Origin of the sequence: Paenibacillus sp. KS1 (assembly GCF_001680695.1) — a bacterium.
In the GTDB taxonomy this organism is placed as follows: Bacteria; Bacillota; Bacilli; order Paenibacillales; family Paenibacillaceae; genus Paenibacillus_B; species Paenibacillus_B suaedae.
Genome location: NZ_MAIS01000041.1, coordinates 31,123 through 50,579, shown reverse-complemented (window position 1 = coordinate 50,579; position 19,457 = coordinate 31,123). Strand labels below are relative to the sequence as shown.

General features: G+C 48.5%; 16 protein-coding genes. 1 reads left to right on the top strand and 15 read right to left on the bottom strand.

What is annotated here, in order from left to right:
- Positions 1 to 113: 113 nt before the first annotated feature.
- From BBG47_RS15230 to BBG47_RS15160, 15 genes are all read right to left on the bottom strand, one after another.
- The gene (locus tag BBG47_RS15230; protein ID WP_065292388.1) at positions 114 to 953 is read right to left on the bottom strand and encodes an ABC transporter permease; all 840 of its coding nucleotides are present in this window, start codon (positions 951 to 953) and stop codon (positions 114 to 116) included.
- A gap of 7 nt (positions 954 to 960) precedes the next feature.
- The gene (locus BBG47_RS15225; RefSeq protein ID WP_254659833.1) at positions 961 to 1,947 is read right to left on the bottom strand and encodes an ABC transporter permease; all 987 of its coding nucleotides are present in this window, start codon (positions 1,945 to 1,947) and stop codon (positions 961 to 963) included.
- The gene (locus BBG47_RS15220; protein ID WP_065292387.1) at positions 1,904 to 2,959 is read right to left on the bottom strand and encodes an ABC transporter ATP-binding protein; all 1,056 of its coding nucleotides are present in this window, start codon (positions 2,957 to 2,959) and stop codon (positions 1,904 to 1,906) included. The genes BBG47_RS15225 and BBG47_RS15220 overlap by 44 nt, the downstream gene beginning before the upstream one ends.
- Positions 2,960 to 2,986: 27 nt before the next feature.
- On the bottom strand, positions 2,987 to 4,162 hold the full coding sequence (locus BBG47_RS15215) for a radical SAM protein (protein ID WP_065292386.1): 1,176 nt from the start codon (positions 4,160 to 4,162) through the stop codon (positions 2,987 to 2,989).
- Complete coding sequence (locus BBG47_RS15210; RefSeq protein WP_254659832.1) at positions 4,159 to 5,334, bottom strand: hypothetical protein; 1,176 nt, start codon at positions 5,332 to 5,334, stop codon at positions 4,159 to 4,161. The genes BBG47_RS15215 and BBG47_RS15210 overlap by 4 nt, the downstream gene beginning before the upstream one ends.
- A gap of 31 nt (positions 5,335 to 5,365) precedes the next feature.
- Positions 5,366 to 6,826 (bottom strand): ATP-grasp domain-containing protein, encoded by a 1,461-nt coding sequence (locus tag BBG47_RS15205; RefSeq protein WP_065292385.1) that lies wholly within the window; start codon positions 6,824 to 6,826, stop codon positions 5,366 to 5,368.
- Positions 6,819 to 7,082 carry an acyl carrier protein gene (locus BBG47_RS15200; protein ID WP_083189324.1) on the bottom strand — a complete coding sequence of 88 codons (264 nt, stop codon included), beginning with the start codon at positions 7,080 to 7,082 and terminating at the stop codon, positions 6,819 to 6,821. Before BBG47_RS15200 ends, BBG47_RS15205 begins: the two co-directional genes overlap by 8 nt.
- A gap of 220 nt (positions 7,083 to 7,302) precedes the next feature.
- Positions 7,303 to 8,175 carry a sugar phosphate isomerase/epimerase family protein gene (locus tag BBG47_RS15195; RefSeq protein ID WP_065292384.1) on the bottom strand — a complete coding sequence of 291 codons (873 nt, stop codon included), beginning with the start codon at positions 8,173 to 8,175 and terminating at the stop codon, positions 7,303 to 7,305.
- A 181-nt stretch (positions 8,176 to 8,356) separates the two neighbouring features.
- A complete protein-coding gene (locus tag BBG47_RS15190) occupies positions 8,357 to 9,427 on the bottom strand; it encodes a Gfo/Idh/MocA family protein (protein ID WP_021257596.1) in 1,071 nt (356 codons plus the stop codon).
- Positions 9,428 to 9,482: 55 nt separating this feature from the next.
- Positions 9,483 to 10,346 carry a sugar phosphate isomerase/epimerase family protein gene (locus tag BBG47_RS15185; RefSeq protein WP_065292395.1) on the bottom strand — a complete coding sequence of 288 codons (864 nt, stop codon included), beginning with the start codon at positions 10,344 to 10,346 and terminating at the stop codon, positions 9,483 to 9,485.
- A gap of 376 nt (positions 10,347 to 10,722) precedes the next feature.
- The gene (locus tag BBG47_RS15180) at positions 10,723 to 12,837 is read right to left on the bottom strand and encodes an endonuclease MutS2 (protein WP_065292383.1); all 2,115 of its coding nucleotides are present in this window, start codon (positions 12,835 to 12,837) and stop codon (positions 10,723 to 10,725) included.
- Between the two features lie 556 nt (positions 12,838 to 13,393).
- Entirely contained in the window at positions 13,394 to 14,350 is a 957-nt protein-coding gene (locus tag BBG47_RS15175; RefSeq protein ID WP_083189323.1) for a helix-turn-helix domain-containing protein, read from the bottom strand.
- A gap of 234 nt (positions 14,351 to 14,584) precedes the next feature.
- Positions 14,585 to 16,051: an MDR family MFS transporter gene (locus BBG47_RS15170; RefSeq protein ID WP_254659831.1), complete on the bottom strand. Its 1,467-nt coding sequence runs from the start codon at positions 16,049 to 16,051 to the stop codon at positions 14,585 to 14,587.
- A 211-nt stretch (positions 16,052 to 16,262) separates the two neighbouring features.
- Positions 16,263 to 17,129, bottom strand: coding sequence for a hypothetical protein (locus BBG47_RS15165; protein ID WP_065292382.1), 867 nt, complete (start codon positions 17,127 to 17,129; stop codon positions 16,263 to 16,265).
- Positions 17,130 to 17,543: 414 nt separating this feature from the next.
- Complete coding sequence (locus tag BBG47_RS15160) at positions 17,544 to 18,383, bottom strand: helix-turn-helix transcriptional regulator (protein WP_065292381.1); 840 nt, start codon at positions 18,381 to 18,383, stop codon at positions 17,544 to 17,546.
- Positions 18,384 to 18,575: 192 nt separating this feature from the next.
- On the opposite strand from BBG47_RS15160, the gene BBG47_RS15155 reads away from it, so the two are divergent.
- On the top strand, positions 18,576 to 19,307 hold the full coding sequence (locus BBG47_RS15155; RefSeq protein ID WP_065292380.1) for an SDR family oxidoreductase: 732 nt from the start codon (positions 18,576 to 18,578) through the stop codon (positions 19,305 to 19,307).
- Positions 19,308 to 19,457: the final 150 nt, after the last annotated feature.

Genomic DNA, 19,457 nt, shown 5'->3' with positions numbered 1-19,457 from the left:
TTGTTCTTGTTCTTGTTCTTGTTCTTGTTCAGCCATTTGAATTCACCGTCCTTCAGTACTTCCGTCCCTAATGTTCGTGTTCTTCCTACCTTCCATATAACTCCGTTCCTTATCTAGCTTCCAGCGCTGCTATATCCAACTACAGCCCGCTTCCAGCACCATCTCGTTATGAGAAGCAGCAGGAGCGGTGCTGCAATAGCCCACACAATATCCCATGCGGCCAGCTCATGAAGCACAAACTTCGGAGCATAGTTGCTAATTAGAAAAATCGGAATCACGTACACGCCGATACGCTGCAGCCAACGTGGGAAAATATCTAAAGGCATATTGTTCGCGTCCCAAATCGAATGAGCAATCTCGGTCACTGCGCCAGTCTGAACGAAACGGAACGCAAGCAGCGCAGGCAGCAGCATGATGCCATACGTGACAAGCAGCGCAGATAACAACAAGGCGAAGAAGCCGAAGATATTGCCATCCAGCGGCAGATTCGCGCGATGCCAGCCGATGCCGATCATAACCGCACCGGCGATGACATTCGGGATAGGCAGACCAATATCGACATAACGCAGCGACACAAAAAATTGCAGCGATATCGGCTTCGTCAACATCAGATCAAGCGTCCCGTCGCGCACATATTGCTGCAGCCGAATGAAATTCACATAGAAAAGTCCCATGTAGAGCCCTGTCATCATCGTATAAGTGCCAATGAACAGCAGAATATGATCTGGTGTCAAGCTTCCGATATGCAGATCGGTCTGATACACAATTAGAATATATAACGCCTTGGCACAGAGGAAGGCAATCTCCACAGCGATGCCCATCCAGAAGTTGAACCGATATTCCATGCTTGCAGCGAGGCAATTTTTCACGAACACGCCGTATAAACGCAAGTAACTTCTCGCACTGTCAGTCCAAGAACGACACCAAGATAACGAGTACCAGCTTGTTCTCATCCCATCTTCAACCTCCCAGCCCGATGTACCGCTTAAGCCCGGCTCGCCAAGCGAGATGTGCTGCTCCTGCAAGCAGAGCAATCCAGCCGCACTGGATAAGCAGTCCCGTTAACGCTTCTCCCTCGCTCAATCGACCGTTCAGCACATTGACCGGGAAGTAAATGGTGTACTTGAACGGGAGCAAATTGAACCATCCATTGAGCGTATTGCCGAATACCTCAAGCGGTACGATGCCGCCGCTTAGAATTTGCACAAGTAGACCTGTGATCACGAAGAAGTACGAGATCTCTGCAAGACGAAACGCTAAGGCGCATATGGCGTAGGAGAGTAGAAACTGTACAGCTGCCGCAAGCAAAAGCGCAGCAGCAAATAAGGCGATGCGGCTTGAAGACAGCACAGCATGACCATAACGGGAAGCGGCGAACAGCACGGCTGCAACTAAGCCGAGCAGGATACTGTCCGTCACGACGCGGCTCCCTGCATAAGCTGATACCCGATACCAGAAGTAACTAATGGGGCGAATTAAATAAGCGTTCAGCCCGCCGCTCTTAATGTCTTCGGCGATTGTGTGTTCCAGCTGTGTCATAACGAACTTCGCAATAAGACCGGATAGAATCGTGTACATGATCATTTGTCCGTAGTCATATCCGTAAAGTGTGTGCTGCTCCGAATTGCGGTACACCGCGCTCCATATCAGGGACTGAATGCCGATCGGAAAGAAGAGACTGATAAGTCCAATGACGAATTGGAACCTATATTCGAGCGAAGATTGAAATCCGATCCCGAAGGCGGCAGCATACTTGCCGTATTTCCTCCGATTGGATGTAGATTCCGCCCTATCCTCGCTCCGTTGATTAGGATCGCCCTCATTAGGTTTATCCTGGCTATGCTCATCCTGGCTATGCTCATTCTGACTATGTTCTTCCTGTCTGCACTCATCCTGATTACGGTTATCCTTCTGCTGCATGTCGTTCTGCTCCGGAAGCTTCCCCATCCGTTTCTTCCCCTTCTCGTTCTGCACATTTTGCTTCATATAGTTGTTCGATGACTTCCTCGATTGGAACATCCTCGACCGTCCAATCCTCAACGAGATCATGATCCAGCAGCAATCGTGCCAGCGGCTTCACCTCATCCGCTGCCACTTCCAATTCAGCCGACATTCCTTGATGCTCCCGCACCTCGGCAAGAAGACGAACAAGTTCTTGCAGCTGCTCAGGCGGAACGAATGCAGTAAATCGTACTTTCATTCGCTTGCGCCGTCCGAATGATCCGCTCATCCGCGCAAGCGCCCCGTCATAGGCAATTTCTCCGCTATGAATCACGAGCGCCCTGCTGCATACATGCTCGATGTCACGCATGTAATGACTTGTTAAGAGGATTGTCGCTTTCTTCTCCTCCTTGTAGGCCTTTAGGAACTGGCGAACATTTTGTTGTGCGGCAAAATCGAGGCCGAGCGTAGGTTCGTCAAGAAACAGCAATTGGGGGCGATGAATTAGCGCTGCAATCATCTCCATTTTCATCCGTTCACCTAGCGATAATCGCCGCACCTGCACACCCAGCAAATGCGTAACGTCCAGCATTTCAGCAAGCTCATCCAACGTTTTGCGGTACTCCAGATCGTCCACGCCATAGATACATTTGTTCAAATAAATCGATTCATTCGCCGGCAAATCCCACCATAGCTGACTCTTCTGCCCCATGACAATCGCGAAGCGGCGCTTGAACGCTTGCTGGCGCTCCCACGGCACGTAGCCGAGTACACGTGCTTCCCCATCCGTTGGGTGCAAGATACCAGTCAACATCTTCAACGTAGTGGTCTTTCCCGCCCCATTCGGACCAATGAATCCGACCGCTTCTCCCTGCTCAATCTCAAATGAAATTGAAGAAACAGCATGACGGTACAACTGTTCCCGATGAAATAGATTCCGAATGGAATGTTTAAGACCGTTCTGCTTGCGGTAATAGGTGAATGTCTTGCTTAATCCTCTGACCGTAATCGCACTCATGGAAGTCCTTCCCCTTCCCGTCAGCGTTTAAGCGCCATTATTATACAGGAGCACGCACTTCGAGCATACCGGCGTTAATCCACAGGACAATACTTCGCGCTGCTTGTTGTAGCTCTCTCCGTGGAAGACTTCTTTCAAACTGGATTCCCGCAAGTCCGCAATTGTGAATTCCGGGAAGAACTTGCATGGATTCACCTTGCCGTTAGGCAGCACATCCATGCGCGTAGATAAGGCCAGACATTCCTTCCGGCGCATGCCCGGACGCTCGGTGCCGAGAATGAACTCTCGCACCTCGTCCGCTTCTAATGCAGGTTGAAAACGAATGCGATTATTCCAGACGCGTGAACGCAATTTCTCCATCTCCGCAAGCAGCGGCTCTAAGTTCTCCGGCGACAAATGATACGTGAACGAATGCCAGCTCTTCTTCATCGGATCGTGGGCCGCTTCCAGCCACCCGAAATGCTCGGCAAAGTACGAATCCATTCGCTCTGCAACAGCCTCCGGAATATACCATGGGAAAACAAAATAGACAGAATTGACCCCCACTTCTTCGAAATATTCCATGAACTCATATAGTCGAGTTACCATCGCGTCATTGATCGTCAGGCTGATCGATACATCCCCCTTGAACTCACCCGAGCGCTTCTTATCCAGCAACAGCTGTATAGCCGCCGTTACCTTCTGGAAGATCCCTCGTCCGCGAATCGCATCATTCTCCTCCTCGAATCCTTCCAGACTAGCCAGCAGTGTGACACCCTCCGGCAGCTTGAGCAGCGAATCCAGCTTCTGCTCGACCAGCACCGCATTTGTGCAGATCGTCGCAATTCGAGGATCTGCCGCCAGCAGCTCGCACAGTTCATCCAGCTTCGAGTACATGAGCGGCTCGCCGCCCCACAGGAACATGCGCGAGCGGTAAGGTCTCGTTTCTTCAAATATTTTCTCGACTAACGAGAATTCGATTTCTCTCCGTGCTTCCTGACGCTCGAATTCATGATGGTAACCGTCGGGATTCCACTCGAAGCAGTGCTTGCAGCGCAAGTTGCAGCCATTGTTCAATTTAATGCCGATATCCCTTGGCAGATCGAAGGCAAAGGATGGATCCTCCTTCAGACCTCGGCTTCCCGTGCTCATATTATGAAGCGTCTGCTTCAAGGAACGGAACTCTGTCCGCGTTAACGTCGCACTTGTCTTCGGTTGCGTCATGTATACATCCCTCCGAAATCAGATAGTGAAAGCGTTTGGCTTTTTAAATTACAGTGCAGCTCATACAGCATTTCCCAAGAACAATCCGCCTCTAGCCAGCGGTCATAGGAAATGCCGAAGCCGAGCTGTCCCCATAGCTCTGCATTTGCCCGTTCGTGTTCGCCGAATGGCTCAAGGTAAATTAACGGGGTGGCGGATGACAACGAATCGATGAGTGTTCCGCCACCAGGCTTGCTGACGATGGCCAAGCTGTTTCGAATCACCTCATACAGCAGCGGCCCGTTCGTGCCCCGTTCGTAGGTGAGCGGTTCATTCCGTTTCCATTCAGCCATTGGCGGATAAGCTGTATCAATTTGATTGGATAGATTGGTTAGAGTGGTTTGAGCAGTTTGAGTGGCTTGAGCAGCCTGCATAGTCCGATCATACGACAGTGATTCCTCCAGCCACGGGTGCCAATTCGGATCGGTCATATAGATTCGGTCGCACGGCAGCGCATCTAGCACTTCCTCTGAATGGTATGCCACGATGGCAAGTGAGTAATGGCGCTGGATATTCGCAATCTTGCTCCGATAAGTACCGATCCCCCAGCCACCTCCGTGCACGACAATCCGTCTCTCGCGCTCTGTATAGGGAACGAATTCTGCATCCGACATGGTCAACTTGGCATGAAGTTCGCTTGTACCCTCTCTCCCCAGTCTGTACAGCCAATGATGGCGATAGCGGGAATATACATTTTCATATGGACGATAGGACGGCGTATCGACTGCATCCAGTCGTAAGAACTCTGCGCGTATTGGCTCAGGATGCATCATCTTCTCATATCGCTGCAGAACAGGTATCCAGAACCCTGTCACAGCAAGGAAGGCCGACCTTCCCTCATCTCTCCATCGCTGAAGTAGATTGGCTACGGCCCCTTCATCCAGTGTCAGACCAATATCTCGCGCCATTCGGGTTCCCATCTTAGCTGCCTCGAAGCTATTGTGAAATAGCGGCTTCGTGCGAATCATGTTGCGGCGTGTCTCCTCCGGGAAGAGGCGCTCCAGCACTTCAGCTTCTGCTGGAATCCCGCGCCGTCTAAGTTGCTCTACAAGTCGAATCCCCGGTACATAAGCACCGAGTGAATTTCCCGAGGTCAGAATGGTAATGGGTGAAGTATTTAGCAGTGTGAACACCTACTTTGCGATCGATGCTGTTCCATCTTATCTATGAATAAATCCGGTAGCCGAATGCCAAAAGCGCTTGATGAAGCTGACTGCCTAACGCCTCACTCTCGGCAGCATTATCCGCAACAAGTGACACATACCAGCGTCCTGAGCGGTTCTGAACGGTTGGTGAGAAGAGAGTATTCGCAGACAACGGCATCACGCCCGTGCGACGTTCCGGTGTGCATAACAGTTCTATTTCATCCAATTGCATCAACAACTGCTCGAATTGAGTGCTGGAGCTAGACAAATCTTGATCGGCGGTTCCTGCGGTTCTTGCGTCTTCTTCTACCATGCTCCTAGGTTGCATACTCGATTGCTGTTCCCGTTCAGGGAGCCCAAGCTGAAGACATGTCAAGAAGCTGCGCTTCCCCCAGCGTTCCAAATGGGCGTCTAAGCAATGGTTCAGCATTCCCATGGAATGTCGAGCGTTAATCTCCACTACTGGAAACACTTCACCGTTTTCCAGCAGCATAGAGTCAATGCATACGGGCCCGAAATAGCCGTCAATATACATCTGAGCGGCCAAACGTTCCATATGTTCGAAGTAACCCGCTTCTGCCAATCGGTTCACTAGATGTGCATCCGCTGCATATGAACCGCCATAATTCAGCTGTCTATTCACCATTCGCTGTACGCCGAGCAGTTCCGTCCATCCGTTCGATGCGATATACAATTGGCAGGAGAAGTCCGCCTGCTTATTCAGCCAAGGCTCAACGATCAACTGTACCTGCTTGCCTGCCCTCTCCTGAGCACGTAGATAATCAGTTAGGCGAGTAAGAAGTGCCGAAACTTCGACGACTAGATTTCCGCTGCCTGATACTCCGTAGGGATCCTTCAAGATGAGCTTGCCGTGACGGTTAAGCAATTCAGCGCCAATTTGCTGCACGGCATCCACTCCCTCTGCAAGTCTGCCTGGAGGGTTCAAATCTAACTGCTGTGCAAGACGAAGCGAATACGCCTTCGAATTCACCTGTTTAACGACTTCCGCATCAGGAATTGCGCCGTCCAGGCCATACTTTTGAACAAACGCCTCCGCAGAGGGAATAACCGCGTAAGCAGCAAGCGGGAGTTCCCGCATCAATCTCTTCCATTTCGGCTCTGTGCATTGCTCCGATACGAGTTGGAATACATCCTTATTCCTCTGCTCGTTCCCGTTAGTCTGAGCGTTGTTGCATGCCAACGAGCGGAAGTAAAATCCTGCATCATGCAAATAGGCAGCTTGCGCCGCATTCCGTGGATGACGGGTCACGGCGAGGCCATCTTCTCCGCACAATGGGAACAGCAGCTCGTCCATATAATCGGCAGCAGCGTGCTCTTGCACTGGCCGAAGCGATGGCAGCTTCGCCAGCTCGGAAGGACGCCAATAGGCTTCCGCATCGAACATGCCCATGACAAGGCGCGGCCCATCATAGAGCGGCATAGATCTTAGCAGCAGTTCCTCCGGCAGAGGACTACGCATGCAGCTGCACCTCAGCACCAAGTGATTCCAGAAATCCTATGAAGGCCCGAGCCGTCTGCAAATGCTCGTAATCGAACCGCTCAAAATCCATTTGCACGTTGAACTGCTCCTCCACCTTCAACATAAGCTGAATCAGTTGCAGTGAATCGAGGCCAACCTCATCGACCAGGTTCGTCTCAGGAGTAAGCTTTATCTCCCAAGCAGCATCTTCCTTCACTTCGCCTACCATGCGTGCCAACTTGTCGATCGCGTGCACATTACCACTCCTATTCTCTGTACAAAATATCGAACTACCCTTCTTACCTTATGTAAAAGCACACAAGAAATATGTCAGTCTATTTTTATGACATCGCTTTCATCTCATATTTTTACAGACTACCTTCCCTATAAACGAAAGATCGACCCATGATAGACAAAAGAAAAAGAGACAGAAGCCGCATAACTTGCGACATCTGTCCCTTCTGAAACTCGAACTATTATCTATAACGCTTAATGAATTCCACAGCCTTGCGGATGTCTACTTCAGGTGTTTCGCCTGCTTCACGCTCAATCGTCAAATAGCCTTTGTAGCCGATATCAACAAGAGCTTGGAAGTAAGCATCGAAGTCAACTTTGCCTTCGCCAAGCGGCAGCTCTTCAAATGGACCGCTCGTTGCCATTTCCGCAATCTTCTCATGCGACATTGGCTCGAAGCCCAGCATGCCGTATACGGTACGCGGGTCAACCTCACGCAATCTCACGCCATCCTTCACATGTGTGTGGACGATGTAATCCTTCAGCGTATGTACGCCTTGAACCGGATCATCCCCTGTAACCATGACCATATTCGCAGGGTCGAAGTTGACAGCTACTCCTATGCCGGACAACGTATCGAGGAAAGACTTCAAATGTGCCGCAGGCTCTGGCCCCGTCTCAATAGCGAAGTGCGCGCCAAGGCTGTTCGCGTATTGGCTCAACTCCTCGCAAGACTGCTGCATCGCTTCGAAAATATAATTCTGCTCATGCGGCACGATACCGATATGCGTCGTTACCACATTCGTCCCCAGATCAAGTGCCAAGTCCAAAATGCGCTTGGACTTCTCCACCTTAGCCGGATTCGCCTCTTTATCTTGGAAGCCGTGTCCGCCCAAGTCACCGCACAGTGCAGATACGTGCAGACCGAGTGATTCGATATAACTGCGCATTTCTTTGCGCGCTTGAGGCGATAGGTTTGCCGGATCCATTTCTCCGCTAACCGCATAGATTTGGACACCGTCTGCGCCCACTTCCTTAGCTTTCACCAACGCTTCCCGCACAGGAATGCGGAAGCTGTCTGTAATGACTCCGATAGGGTTCGTAATTATCGTCATGAAATTTCACTCCTTCAATTATAGTGGTAGTGATATTGTCTTTCCGTGACATCTATGATTCAGGTTCATACTTGAACTTGGTTCAGACATAAATCATGCATTGCCTAACACGGATAGCCTCAACTGAGAACTAACGCAACACCAAGCTCTGGATCCATTCATGCATCGATAGAAGCTTCAATTAGGAATAAACAACTTCTGTCCCTTTTGTGCTAGACTCGTAAATGCCGCACAAAATCTTCATCATTTCTACGCCATCTTCTGCAGGGCAGATCGTCTCTGTGCGACCTTGCACGCAATCGATGAAATGATCGACTTCGCCTTGGAAGCCATTGTTGAAATCAAATGTCAGATGATCAATTTGCGGCGTCATGTTCAAGATCGTGTTATGCTTCTCGCCAATGATCTTCAATTCAGGCTCTACTTCAGCGCCACCCTTGTCGCCGAACAATTTCACATACATATCATCCTTCTGCACATGAAGCGAGAAGCTGCAGTCCACCGCAAGGGATGCACCATTTTCAAAGCGGATAAGCGCATTTGCCATATCCTCAACCGTGTTCACCTTACCACCGTCATAATCCGCTGCCTTATAGAAGTCCAAGTGCTCGATATGGTTGCGATTTCCAAGCTTATAATACGCATTGCCGCTTACCGATTTCACCTTCGGCTTGCCCATCAAGTACCAGCACAGGTCGATTACGTGAACGCCGATATCGATCAATGGGCCGCCGCCGGAACGTTCCTTATCGCTGAACCAGCCGCCTGGGTTGCCAAGACGGCGAATGCAGGATGCCTTCGCATAATAAATCTCGCCAAGCTCGCCTTCGTCAATGAATTTTTTCAATACACGTGTATTCGTGCCATAACGGCGCACATAACCGATTTGCAGCGTCTTGCCGCTCTTCTTCTGTGCTTCTTGTACCGCAAGCGCTTCCTCAACTGTCATGCAAAGCGGCTTCTCTACAAGTACATGCTTGCCTGCTTCGAGCGCTGCAATCGCAATTGGTGCGTGGGAATTATTCCATGTACAGATGCTTACTGCATCAATATCTGGATTTTGAAGCAATTCATGATAATCCGTATATACGATCGCATCTGGAGCTTCGTACTTGACTGCCTTCTCCTTCGCACGTTCCGCATTCAAATCGCACACAGCAATAATTTCTGCTTCGCTATTGTTCTTATAGCCATTAAAGTGCATTTCCGAGATCGAACCTGTACCAATAACTGCAACTTTTACTTTGCTCATATGTTAGTCCTCCTAATTTTGATCTGTATGTTTCATCCAGAATGATCTGTCGAATTTATACTTCTTCCCAAATGCGGCGGGCATTGTCCATCGCAATTTTCGTGCCTTTGAGGCAGTCTTCCATCCCTTCGAATTCAATGCTGACATAGCCGTCAAATCCAGATGCCTTCACCGCGCGAACGATATCGTAGATTGGCAAGTCTCCTTGACCCACGATTGCACCGCGCAAATAATTGCCATGCAGAGAGCGGAACCAGCCTTGACCAGGATTGCGATCCGCTGGACGTATATAGAAGTCCTTGAAGTGCACCATCGACGCCAATTCAAGGTTGTTCTTCACGGCAATGAGTGGATTCTCGTCTACACATACGAAGTTGCCTACATCAATGGTCGTTCTGTAGTTGTCGCGATCTACGGCAAGCACGAGACGCTTCACACGCTCGCTAGCTTGCGTATAGAATCCGTGATTCTCCACGCTTGTGACAATGTCATACTGGGCAGCATAATCTGCAATTTCCCGGCATGCTTCGACAAGCTGAGGGAAATCCTGCTCGAAATAAGCAGCACCTGTCTGTTCAAGCGGACGCGATGCCACATCATGACGCATGAACTTCACACCAAGGCGATTCGCCACATCAACATGCGACTTCACACGCTCGATTTCACGCTTCAATCCCTCTTCGTCATGACCTGCAAAGTTCGCGCCAATGCAATAATTGGACAATTCAAGCCCAATCCGTTCTGCTGTTGTACGAATCTCTTCTACACGCTCTGGATGGTTGAGCAGATCCAAATCCAAGTCCACGATTTCTGCGTGATCTGCGCCATTCTCCTTCATCCATTCCAATGCTCCGGATATACTTAGACGTTTGTCCTGCAATGCAGCATACAAACTATAAATGCTAACTCCTAATTTCACAGCAGCCCACTCCATTTCATCGTTGTCTTCAGATAAGTTTTCAATTCTCTGCTTATTTGCAAGCGGTTACAACGAATACTAACTGTCTCCACTACATTATAAAAAAGTTTGTACGCCGCACATTGCACTATAGTCCACAAATATTGGACTTTCTTTCACAGATGCAGTTGAGGATGTGAGATACTCCCATTTGTTTCTCTAATACAGGAATATACAGGGAGAAGGAGACAAAGATGCGGTATCCGCTTTGGCTAGCAAATTGCTTCTGCCCAGGACGTTTGTCTCATTTTTACAGAATATTTTTGTTTATGTCGGATCCACCACGAACAGAGACCCTCTAATAAAATAGAAGGCCTCTTCACATGGCGTTATCTCATTATTCAGATGTATACTCAATCGTGATGCCCTCGACATGCTTGCGGGACATGATCTTCTTTTTCTTGCGATTCTCCTTCGACTCGAACACAATGTCCATGTCATAGTCCTCCGGGTACAAATCCTGCTTCTCAATGTACAGCGTGAGGCGTTTCTTGTTAATTTTCACCTTCTGGTGCTGAATGAGTACCCCTACATTGCCGCGTAAGTCCTCTTCCTCATACACGATGCCCGTACGCTTCAAATAAGCAATATAGACGCAGTCCCCTTTTTGCAGCTTAGCAGGAGGGTTCTTGCTGTTATCGGAATCCTTAGAAATCTTAGTCTCCCTAGAAATCTTAGACTCCTTAGTACCCTCTGTAGGTGTTGCATGTCTTTCCTTTTCTCTGCTCACAGGAAGATTTGCGCTGCCATCACTTTCGACGAGGGTTACTGTCTCAACAGCCGTTGCTTTATCCTCTGCCTCATCTCGGTCTGAACCCTGTTCTCCTCTGGAAATGGAGATCTCTCCGTTGGGTGCATCAGCCTCAGAAATTGCAGACTTCCCATCTGATGCAGCAGCAGCATTCTCAGCTCGGAAGGTTCCTGCACTAAGCGATTGTGTAACATGCTGTGAACGGCTAATAATATCGGCTGACAGACCCAGCTTTGAAGCAATGAGGAAGGCATAGCTGCTTCCAGCTTCCCCAATGCGCAGCTGATATCGCGGCTGCAGAGTGTCTGCATCGAATTCCATCCTTGCATTTTCAAAGCCCGCCGTAGCAGTTGCGAAATGCTTGATTTCATTGAAGTGCGTTGTGGCAAGTACAATTGATCCTCTTCTCCGCAGCTCCTCCAATATGGCGATTGACAGACCAACCCCTTCACCAGGATCGGTACCGGACGCCATTTCGTCAAATAATACAAGCGTGGACGCATCGGCTTCCTCAAGAATATGAATCACATTCGTAACATGGGCCGAAAATGTACTTAGCGACTGTTCCATGCTCTGGCCGTCTCCGATATCCACACATACGTTGCGAAATACGGAGAACAGACTGTTCTCTTGGGCCGGCACCAGCAACCCAGATTGCGCCATAAGCGTAAGCAGTCCCACTGTTTTCAAGGCAACCGTCTTGCCTCCCGTATTCGGTCCCGTAATAATCAGGCAGGAGTAGCCACGCCCGATTCGAAATGTAAGAGGCACCGTATGCGCGCCTAGCAGTGGATGCTTCGCATTACGAATGTCAATGATGCCGCAATCATTCAACTGTACCGGTCGACCCTCTATCGCACGGCTGTATTTCGCTCGCGCGAATAGGTAGTCATATACCCCAACGGTATCCACATTTATCTTAATCTCAGGCGTCGATCTTTCCAGCAATTCGGTTAAATGGCTCAACACCTTCATTTCCTCTTGCGACTCTGCAATCCGCCACTGGGCGAGATCATGCTGAAGATGGGCAATTTCTGTCGGCTCCATATACACGGTTTGACCACTTGCTGATTCATCCAACACGGTGCCATGGAACTGCTTGCGCAGCTCCTTCTTAATGGGCAGCACATATCTGCCCCCGCGCATCCCTACCAGATGCTCCTGCATTAGTGTTCTATGCTTATTCATCAGACCGTCAAGTCTTTGCTTGATGCGACTCTCCACCTGCATAACCTTCCGCCGGACTCTGCTTAGCTCCCTGCTCGCATCATCTGTAATTCGACCATGTCGAATGCAGCGCTCAATCTCATCCCTTATGCTCTCCAGTTCATACATCGACGCAGCATATTGACTTACTGTAGGCGCAATCGAATACTTCGCGCGCATATACTTCTTCAATTGGGCGCAGCTGCGCAGAAAGACAGCCACATTCGTGAAATCATCTTCCGAGAATACGTAACCTGTATTCACGAGCGAGATAATATGCTCAATCCCTTGTAAGGTCGGCAGCGGTACACTCGCCCCCTGCTTCAGCATATCACTTGCCTCCGTCACTTCTGCCAACGCTCTTCGTACCTCATCGATATTCGTGAGCGGACACATCTTCTCGACGTGGCTTTTTCCCGCATAAGAAACCGCATATTCCGATACTTTTTCTTTAACCTTATGATAATCCAGTCTTTGCAGCATTGTTTCGTTCATGCCTCTTGATTCTCCTTTGATTGTTGTAGGAGAGCAGCCGCATATTATGACCTCACGGAAAGAAGGATTCTGTTCACGGAAAACAGCAGCATGTATCGTTCATGCCGGGTATCGTCTGTATAACGCAAAAAAGGCAGAGCATGCGTAAGTGCATACTCTGCCTATATATTCCTTGTTCTCATCAGTAACTGTCCCAGGCCATGTTTGAGTGCCCCTATGGTGGAGTGCACACAATTCACGATAATTACAAAAAAAACGTGCTGCATACAGCACGGATCCGGGCACCAAGAGAATGGAATGCTGGCGTAGATTTGCTTATCCGCTGTTCTTAACTCGTTTCCGGAGGACTAATAACAGCATGCTCAAATAAACGTCACGCTGGACGTTTGTTCTCAGGGATGTTCCTATGACAAAATTCGAACATACACCTGCAGCAAAACCGTTGCCTCACTATGGAATTGACTAGTTAAGAACGCTCACCAACATCAAAATCTCCCCTTGCTTCGTAATATCTCTTAGTATACAAAATCTTCAAATGCATCGTCAAGCAGCAGGCTTATGACAATGGACTCGCAAGCGCCTGCTTCTTATATTTCGAGGGCGACATGCCTGTATGGCGCTTGAACATGCGTGAGAAATAGGCCAAATCATTAAATCCAGTGCCGAAGCAGATTTCAGTGACAGACTTATCCGTCGCGATGAGCCAGTGCGCTGCCTTGCTCACACGCAAGTCGATCAGATAGTCGTTGAATGTTTTGCCTGTAAATCGTTTGAACAAGTAACAGAAATATGTTTTGGAAATGTTGAATTGCCTGCACAGACGCTCAAGCCTAAGCTCCTCGGCAAAATGCTCATGAATATAGTCCATTACAGCCTTCATCATCTCTCGGTACTTCTCAACACGCTCGTCCTCTTCACTCGGCTTATCTGCCAGCTTGGAATATTCACGAATGATGACAGAGAGAAGCTTCAATAAATTTGCTTTGAGCACCAACTCGTAAAATCGCTTTGCCCCCCGGTACTCTTCCAACATTTCCGTAAGCAATCGACCGACTTCCATATCGGTCTCTCCGGTCAAGGCTACCTTTGGCGTCACGTGCTTCTCATCGATCAGAAACTGCTCCAAATAGGAAAAATCGAAGCACTCTCCGCTCCATTCCAACTGCTCAAATCGTTCGTTGATAAAATGAGGCAGGAACTCACATCCGATCACTTCCATTCCTTGATCAGGAATCATATCGACCCGATGTACGGCATAGGGCGGAATGACGAATATATTCCCCTTCACCATGTTATAAGTCCGATGATTAATGGAATGCTTGAACTCCCCTCGAACAACATACCAAATCTGTATATAGTCATGGGTATGGTCCCAGATACTCCCTGACGTATGATCCAGCTTATACATTTTGCAAGGCAAATGAGCTTTCATCTGCTGTTCGGAATGAAAGACAATGACATCACTTGGCAAGTCAGCGCCGACACCCACCAGCTTCTTGTTCTTATCCACCATGTGCATCACCTATCACATCATAAAATGTACTGACATGCACCAATACAGCATACAACACTTTGCGACTTCTATTTTGATTTCAACAAGTTGATATCAAAATAAGAAAATGCAACGTTTCTTTTTCCATTGTACACTGAACTTGTAAATTTGCCCATAAAAACAACCCGCTCCATGTATGACTACATAGAACGGGTCGATGTTACACAGCCCTACTATTGGGCATGATATTCTTTGTTAATCGGCTGCTGTTTTCGCCGTTGCTGCATGACTCGGCGTCTTCCCAAGCCAATAGACGAATGGCAAGCCGATTAAGGTCATGACCATGCTGATCATGTTCACCTCATTGATACTCATCGTGAATGCAGTATTTTTCAGCAATGTCGCGTCGGCGATCACGCCATGCAGATCCCCTGCATGATGAAGCGCGCGTACAGCCAGCAAGGACGTAAACAGGCCGATAGACAAACTTGCCATCCCTTGACGCAGCCAGCTGTTGATCGAAGATCCGTACCCAGACAGCTCCCGCGGAATTGCCGACATGCCTGCATTCAAAATCGGCGTATTGGCAAGAGCAATCCCTACGTTGCGAACTGCCATCCACAGCGTAATGTAGCTGTGAGGCGTATCTACCTGCAATCGTCCCAGCTCGTACGTACCAATCACCATCAGCAGCAGACCGGTAGTGATCAGTTTCACTGGGCCGAACCGTTCATACCAGCGTCCTGTGAACGGCATCACGAAAGCCATTAGCGCTGATGCAGGAAGGAGGACTAAACCTGATACAAGCGTCGAGGAGCCCTGTACCCGCTGCAGAAATAACGGCGTTAATAACGCGCCCGCATACAAGCTAATGGTAATGATCGTAACGAGGATCATGCTGAAGGCAAATCGTTTATACCGGAACACTCGGAAATTCAGCAACGGATGCTCAATGCGGAGTGAGCGTCGAACGAATGCAATTAAGATAATTGTGCCGACAATGATGCAGCCAATTGTCTTCCAGGAGCCCCATCCCCAATTGGACAAATTGCCAAAGGCAAGCAGCAGTAACAGACTGCCCATCGCGACGGAGAAGAAACCAAGCTTATCAAACGTTTCTCCACTCGAAATACGATACATCGGAATGTAGCGCAGCACCGACACAATCGCAATCAATCCAATCGGCACATTCATCCAGAACAGCCAATGCCAATCCCCAACATGGACAATCAATCCGGCGAGTGTCGGCCCCACTGCGGGTGCGAGCATAGCAGACAAGCCCCACAGGCTTATCGCCATCGCTTGCCGTTCACGGGGAATCACTTGATAGACGACCGACATCGTCGTTGGCATAATAATGCCGCTGAACATCCCTTGCAGGACTCGGAAGACGATTAAGCTCCACTCGCTCCACGAAATTGCACACAATATCGAGCAAATCGCAAACCCACTAAGGGCAAATACATACAACCGCTTCGTACTGAATCGGTTGCCCAAATATCCAACAGCAGGAGCAATAATCCCTGTTGCCAGCATAAATCCCGTCAATACCCATTGGATAGTTGTCAGATCGGTATTGAAATGATTCATCATGACAGGCAGCGCAATATTGACTGTATTCGTACTTAATACGGCCAAGAAGTTGCCGAAAAATATAGCGAAAATAATACTCCAGAACATACGGTTGGTCATCATAGGTTGACCTTGTTCTTCCATAGACATACATCACAGCTTTCTATAATCGATTTCTAATGCGCCCGTACATCCATGTCACAGCTTTTAGACGACATGGCTCTCTTTCTAGTGTAATCCTTCACCCTCTATTGTGTCAATATTGACATATGGAATTGAAAAAAATGTGTATTTTTTCGGCGTATATAAAAAAAGAGCCGCAGCTTATATTCCCCTAAAAGCGCGACTCTGTATCAACAATTCAATTTTTTGATGCCACCGTGTGTCCAATTACATGTGCAAAATAGGCGTTGTTCCGATCCATTGTTTCACGATCGATTCTCGGCAATTGCTGAAGCATCTGTTGAACATCCTTGCTAAATGTTTGCATATCCATCAGGTTCGCTTTATCAAAACGGCTATCTAGTTTCACAGGCAAGGCCTCTTTCTTAGCAGCATCCATTTCCTCTCGATACTTCTTCATCCAGTCCTTATTTTGCGGGATTTGCTGTGCAAACTTCATCAGAACACCAAACCAGTCACCACCATTGATGATAGCTTCCTCCATCTGTTGGTGGCTGTCAGGCGCAAACCGTCTCATTAAATCTGTAATATTGACATAGTCGTCAGGGGCTCCGACCGGTTTTGGCGTGGGTTCCCTGTATGGATTTGCCCCAGTTGCCGCTCCACCTGCCGGATTTCGGGATAACACAGCTATGTTATTGAGCGTGCTTAGCAATTCGGAACCCTCTTCTTTGTCAAAATAATGCCGTGCAACATACTTGGCTTGGGTTAGCCCAAGTTCCTGCAAGGCGTAACGATCGACTTCATCAGGAACAGATCCGCCAGGAGCAAGATTGGATTCTATAATCGTATAGACAGCTTTCCTAATTTCAGGGGATTTCCCTTCCAATATGCGCTGCAAGGATTCATGGATATTCGCATTGCCATAGTAAGAACCAACGTGATGTTCAATAGCTCCGACAGATAGCTGCCGTCCGGTCGGGCTGATTTCAACGGAGTCGTGCTGGACGTCATTCATTATTCCGGTTACTGTTCTCATCTGCTTGCTCATTTGTCCGTTGCTGTCATACAGCTTCGGCGAAATTAGTACACTGTTTATTTTCATAACTGCCTCCTGCACACTGACATACTTGCTTTGGCCAACCGCAAAATAAATATGGATAATTTCGGAATATACCTAGTTATTATATCGTCCAATAATATACAATGATGTACACTTAGCACTCAAGTCAGTAAGAAACTATAAGTCATTCCTATCGATGGATTTACGAATACTCCCTAAGATCTTATGAGACTCGGTCAATTCTTTTCTTCCCATAAGATACGCAAAAGACGCCACCGAAACCACATAGTTGTGGGGATGGAAGCGTCTCTGTCGTCATTTATTCATACATTTTCATATTCGATCTGGACATCCCAATGCTTCAACCAAACTCCTGAAATCTCCCCCTCCACTGCGCTGAATCTACGTTAGTGATCCAAACATGTTATCAGTAAGAAACTGGATATCAAAATTACCTCATTGCGAATTCCGCAATAAACATGCCAACTTCGGCTCTGAACCTAAAGGATCAAGCGGTGTATAGATGCGCATCAACAAATCTTCATTATCCGAAATGGGAAATGAACTGTAGCGAAACGGCAAAACACCTGCCGTCGGATGCTGCACCACCTGTTCTCCTTCTAGATGACCAGCAACCTCATGCTCCTCCCACCACAAACGGAATTTATTGCTTCTTTCCTTCAATTGCAGAACTAATTCCTCATACCATGAATCGTTTAGGCGAACAGCATACTGTCCTCTGAAATAGGCCAATAAATTTCTGGCGACCTGCTCCCAATTCACGATGCGGGATTTGCACCCCTCCACTATAAAAACGCGCCATAGTACATTTCTCTCGATTCCTCTCATCTGATTAAAATCTCCGCATAATGAAGCCGTCATGTCGTTCCAAGCTCGAACATTCCAATGACCATCGATGATATAAGCGGGATACGTCCCTAGTCTGTCAAGAATGAGATGATGTGCAGGGGAAATGGGATCTGTCGAGACGTGAGCTTGAGGGAGTTGAGTATTGTTAGCCAATATAAAGAGATGATCGTGTTCTGCCTTGGTCAGCTGCAAGGTGCGTGCCAAGCTTTCGAGCACTTGCTCCGATACGCGAATATCACGTGCTTGTTCCAATGCCATGTACCACGGCAATGAAATCCCTGATAAACTCGCTACTTCCTCTCTTCGAAGTCCGGTAATGCGACGACGCGAATTACTTGCCGGCAGACCGGCCTGAAGCGGAGATAAGCGAGCTCGTCGGGTTCGCAGAAAATTAGCTAGTTCTTTTCGCCTTCTGATGTGATCCATGACATACAACTCCATATCAGGATGAAATGCATCTCTACTTTTACATAAGTAGTATTTGCAATACTACCATAAATGCTGTTCTATTTGGATTCGGTTAGACTCATTATAATCTCCTTGAGTCCGTTCGTGAAGGGACGCAGAAACCTGTAGATGATAATAAACTGAGGAAACAGAAAGGTGGCACTGAGGAATATGGAAATGAACCGAAGTCTGTCGGATAAGAAAGTCCTCCTTCTGGGAGGAACTTCTGGAATCGGCTTCGCTACGGCCAGAGCCGCAGCATTGGAAGGGGCGACCGTAGTTGTCGTATCTAGTCAGCCCGATAAGGTTGAGCATGCCTTGTCGCGACTGCCTGACAACTCGGAAGGGCATGTCGTGGATGTAACGAATGAAACAGAACAGCAAGATTTCTTCAATCGGGTCGGGAAATTTGATCACTTGATCTTTACGGCGGGTGAGGCTTTACTTATTGATTCGATTCATGCGATGGATTCAGAATCGGCACGTCGTTTTTTTAACCTGCGTTACTGGGGAGCATTCACGGCCGCTAAGTATGGAAGTCCAAACATACGGCCAGGAGGCTCCATCTCCTTCACTTCCGGTGTAGCGGCGGCAAGACCAAATCCTGGGTTATCGGTTGCAGCCAGTGTATGCGGGGCAATTGAAGCAATGACACGAGCACTAGCTGTCGAACTGCGCCCGCTTCGGGTTAACGCCATTGCCTTCGGAATGATTCGCACAGAGCTATGGAACCACCTCACGAACGAACAGCTAGCCGCCATGGATGACTCGGCCGCCAAGACACTTCTAGTCGGCAAGCTTGGCGAGCCGGAAGACGCAGCTGAAGCATTTATATACCTCATGAAAGAGCAATACACAACAGGACAAATCCTTGTCGTGGACGGAGGAGCTTCATTGGTTTGATTTGTTGAGATTCACGCTGCTGCATAAGAGCAATTGACGCCTGCATGCATACAATAAAGCCTCCAACCCGCGAGTAAGGCGGTATTGGAGGCTTTGTGCAGCTTACTTATGAATTTGAAGAGCAAGAATCATTCATCACGAGCACACTCG

Coding starts and splice junctions, on each gene's coding strand:
- BBG47_RS15205 (WP_065292385.1), bottom strand. CDS start 6,826: ATGCGTAGTCCTCTGCCGGAGGAACTGCTGCTAAGATCTATGCCGCTC.
- BBG47_RS15165 (WP_065292382.1), bottom strand. CDS start 17,129: ATGAAAATAAACAGTGTACTAATTTCGCCGAAGCTGTATGACAGCAAC.
- BBG47_RS15170 (WP_254659831.1), bottom strand. CDS start 16,051: ATGTCTATGGAAGAACAAGGTCAACCTATGATGACCAACCGTATGTTC.
- BBG47_RS15160 (WP_065292381.1), bottom strand. CDS start 18,383: ATGGATCACATCAGAAGGCGAAAAGAACTAGCTAATTTTCTGCGAACC.
- BBG47_RS15195 (WP_065292384.1), bottom strand. CDS start 8,175: ATGACGATAATTACGAACCCTATCGGAGTCATTACAGACAGCTTCCGC.
- BBG47_RS15190 (WP_021257596.1), bottom strand. CDS start 9,427: ATGAGCAAAGTAAAAGTTGCAGTTATTGGTACAGGTTCGATCTCGGAA.
- BBG47_RS15230 (WP_065292388.1), bottom strand. CDS start 953: ATGAGAACAAGCTGGTACTCGTTATCTTGGTGTCGTTCTTGGACTGAC.
- BBG47_RS15180 (WP_065292383.1), bottom strand. CDS start 12,837: ATGAACGAAACAATGCTGCAAAGACTGGATTATCATAAGGTTAAAGAA.
- BBG47_RS15225 (WP_254659833.1), bottom strand. CDS start 1,947: ATGGGGAAGCTTCCGGAGCAGAACGACATGCAGCAGAAGGATAACCGT.
- BBG47_RS15215 (WP_065292386.1), bottom strand. CDS start 4,162: ATGACGCAACCGAAGACAAGTGCGACGTTAACGCGGACAGAGTTCCGT.
- BBG47_RS15220 (WP_065292387.1), bottom strand. CDS start 2,959: ATGAGTGCGATTACGGTCAGAGGATTAAGCAAGACATTCACCTATTAC.
- BBG47_RS15175 (WP_083189323.1), bottom strand. CDS start 14,350: ATGGTGGATAAGAACAAGAAGCTGGTGGGTGTCGGCGCTGACTTGCCA.
- BBG47_RS15155 (WP_065292380.1), top strand. CDS start 18,576: ATGGAAATGAACCGAAGTCTGTCGGATAAGAAAGTCCTCCTTCTGGGA.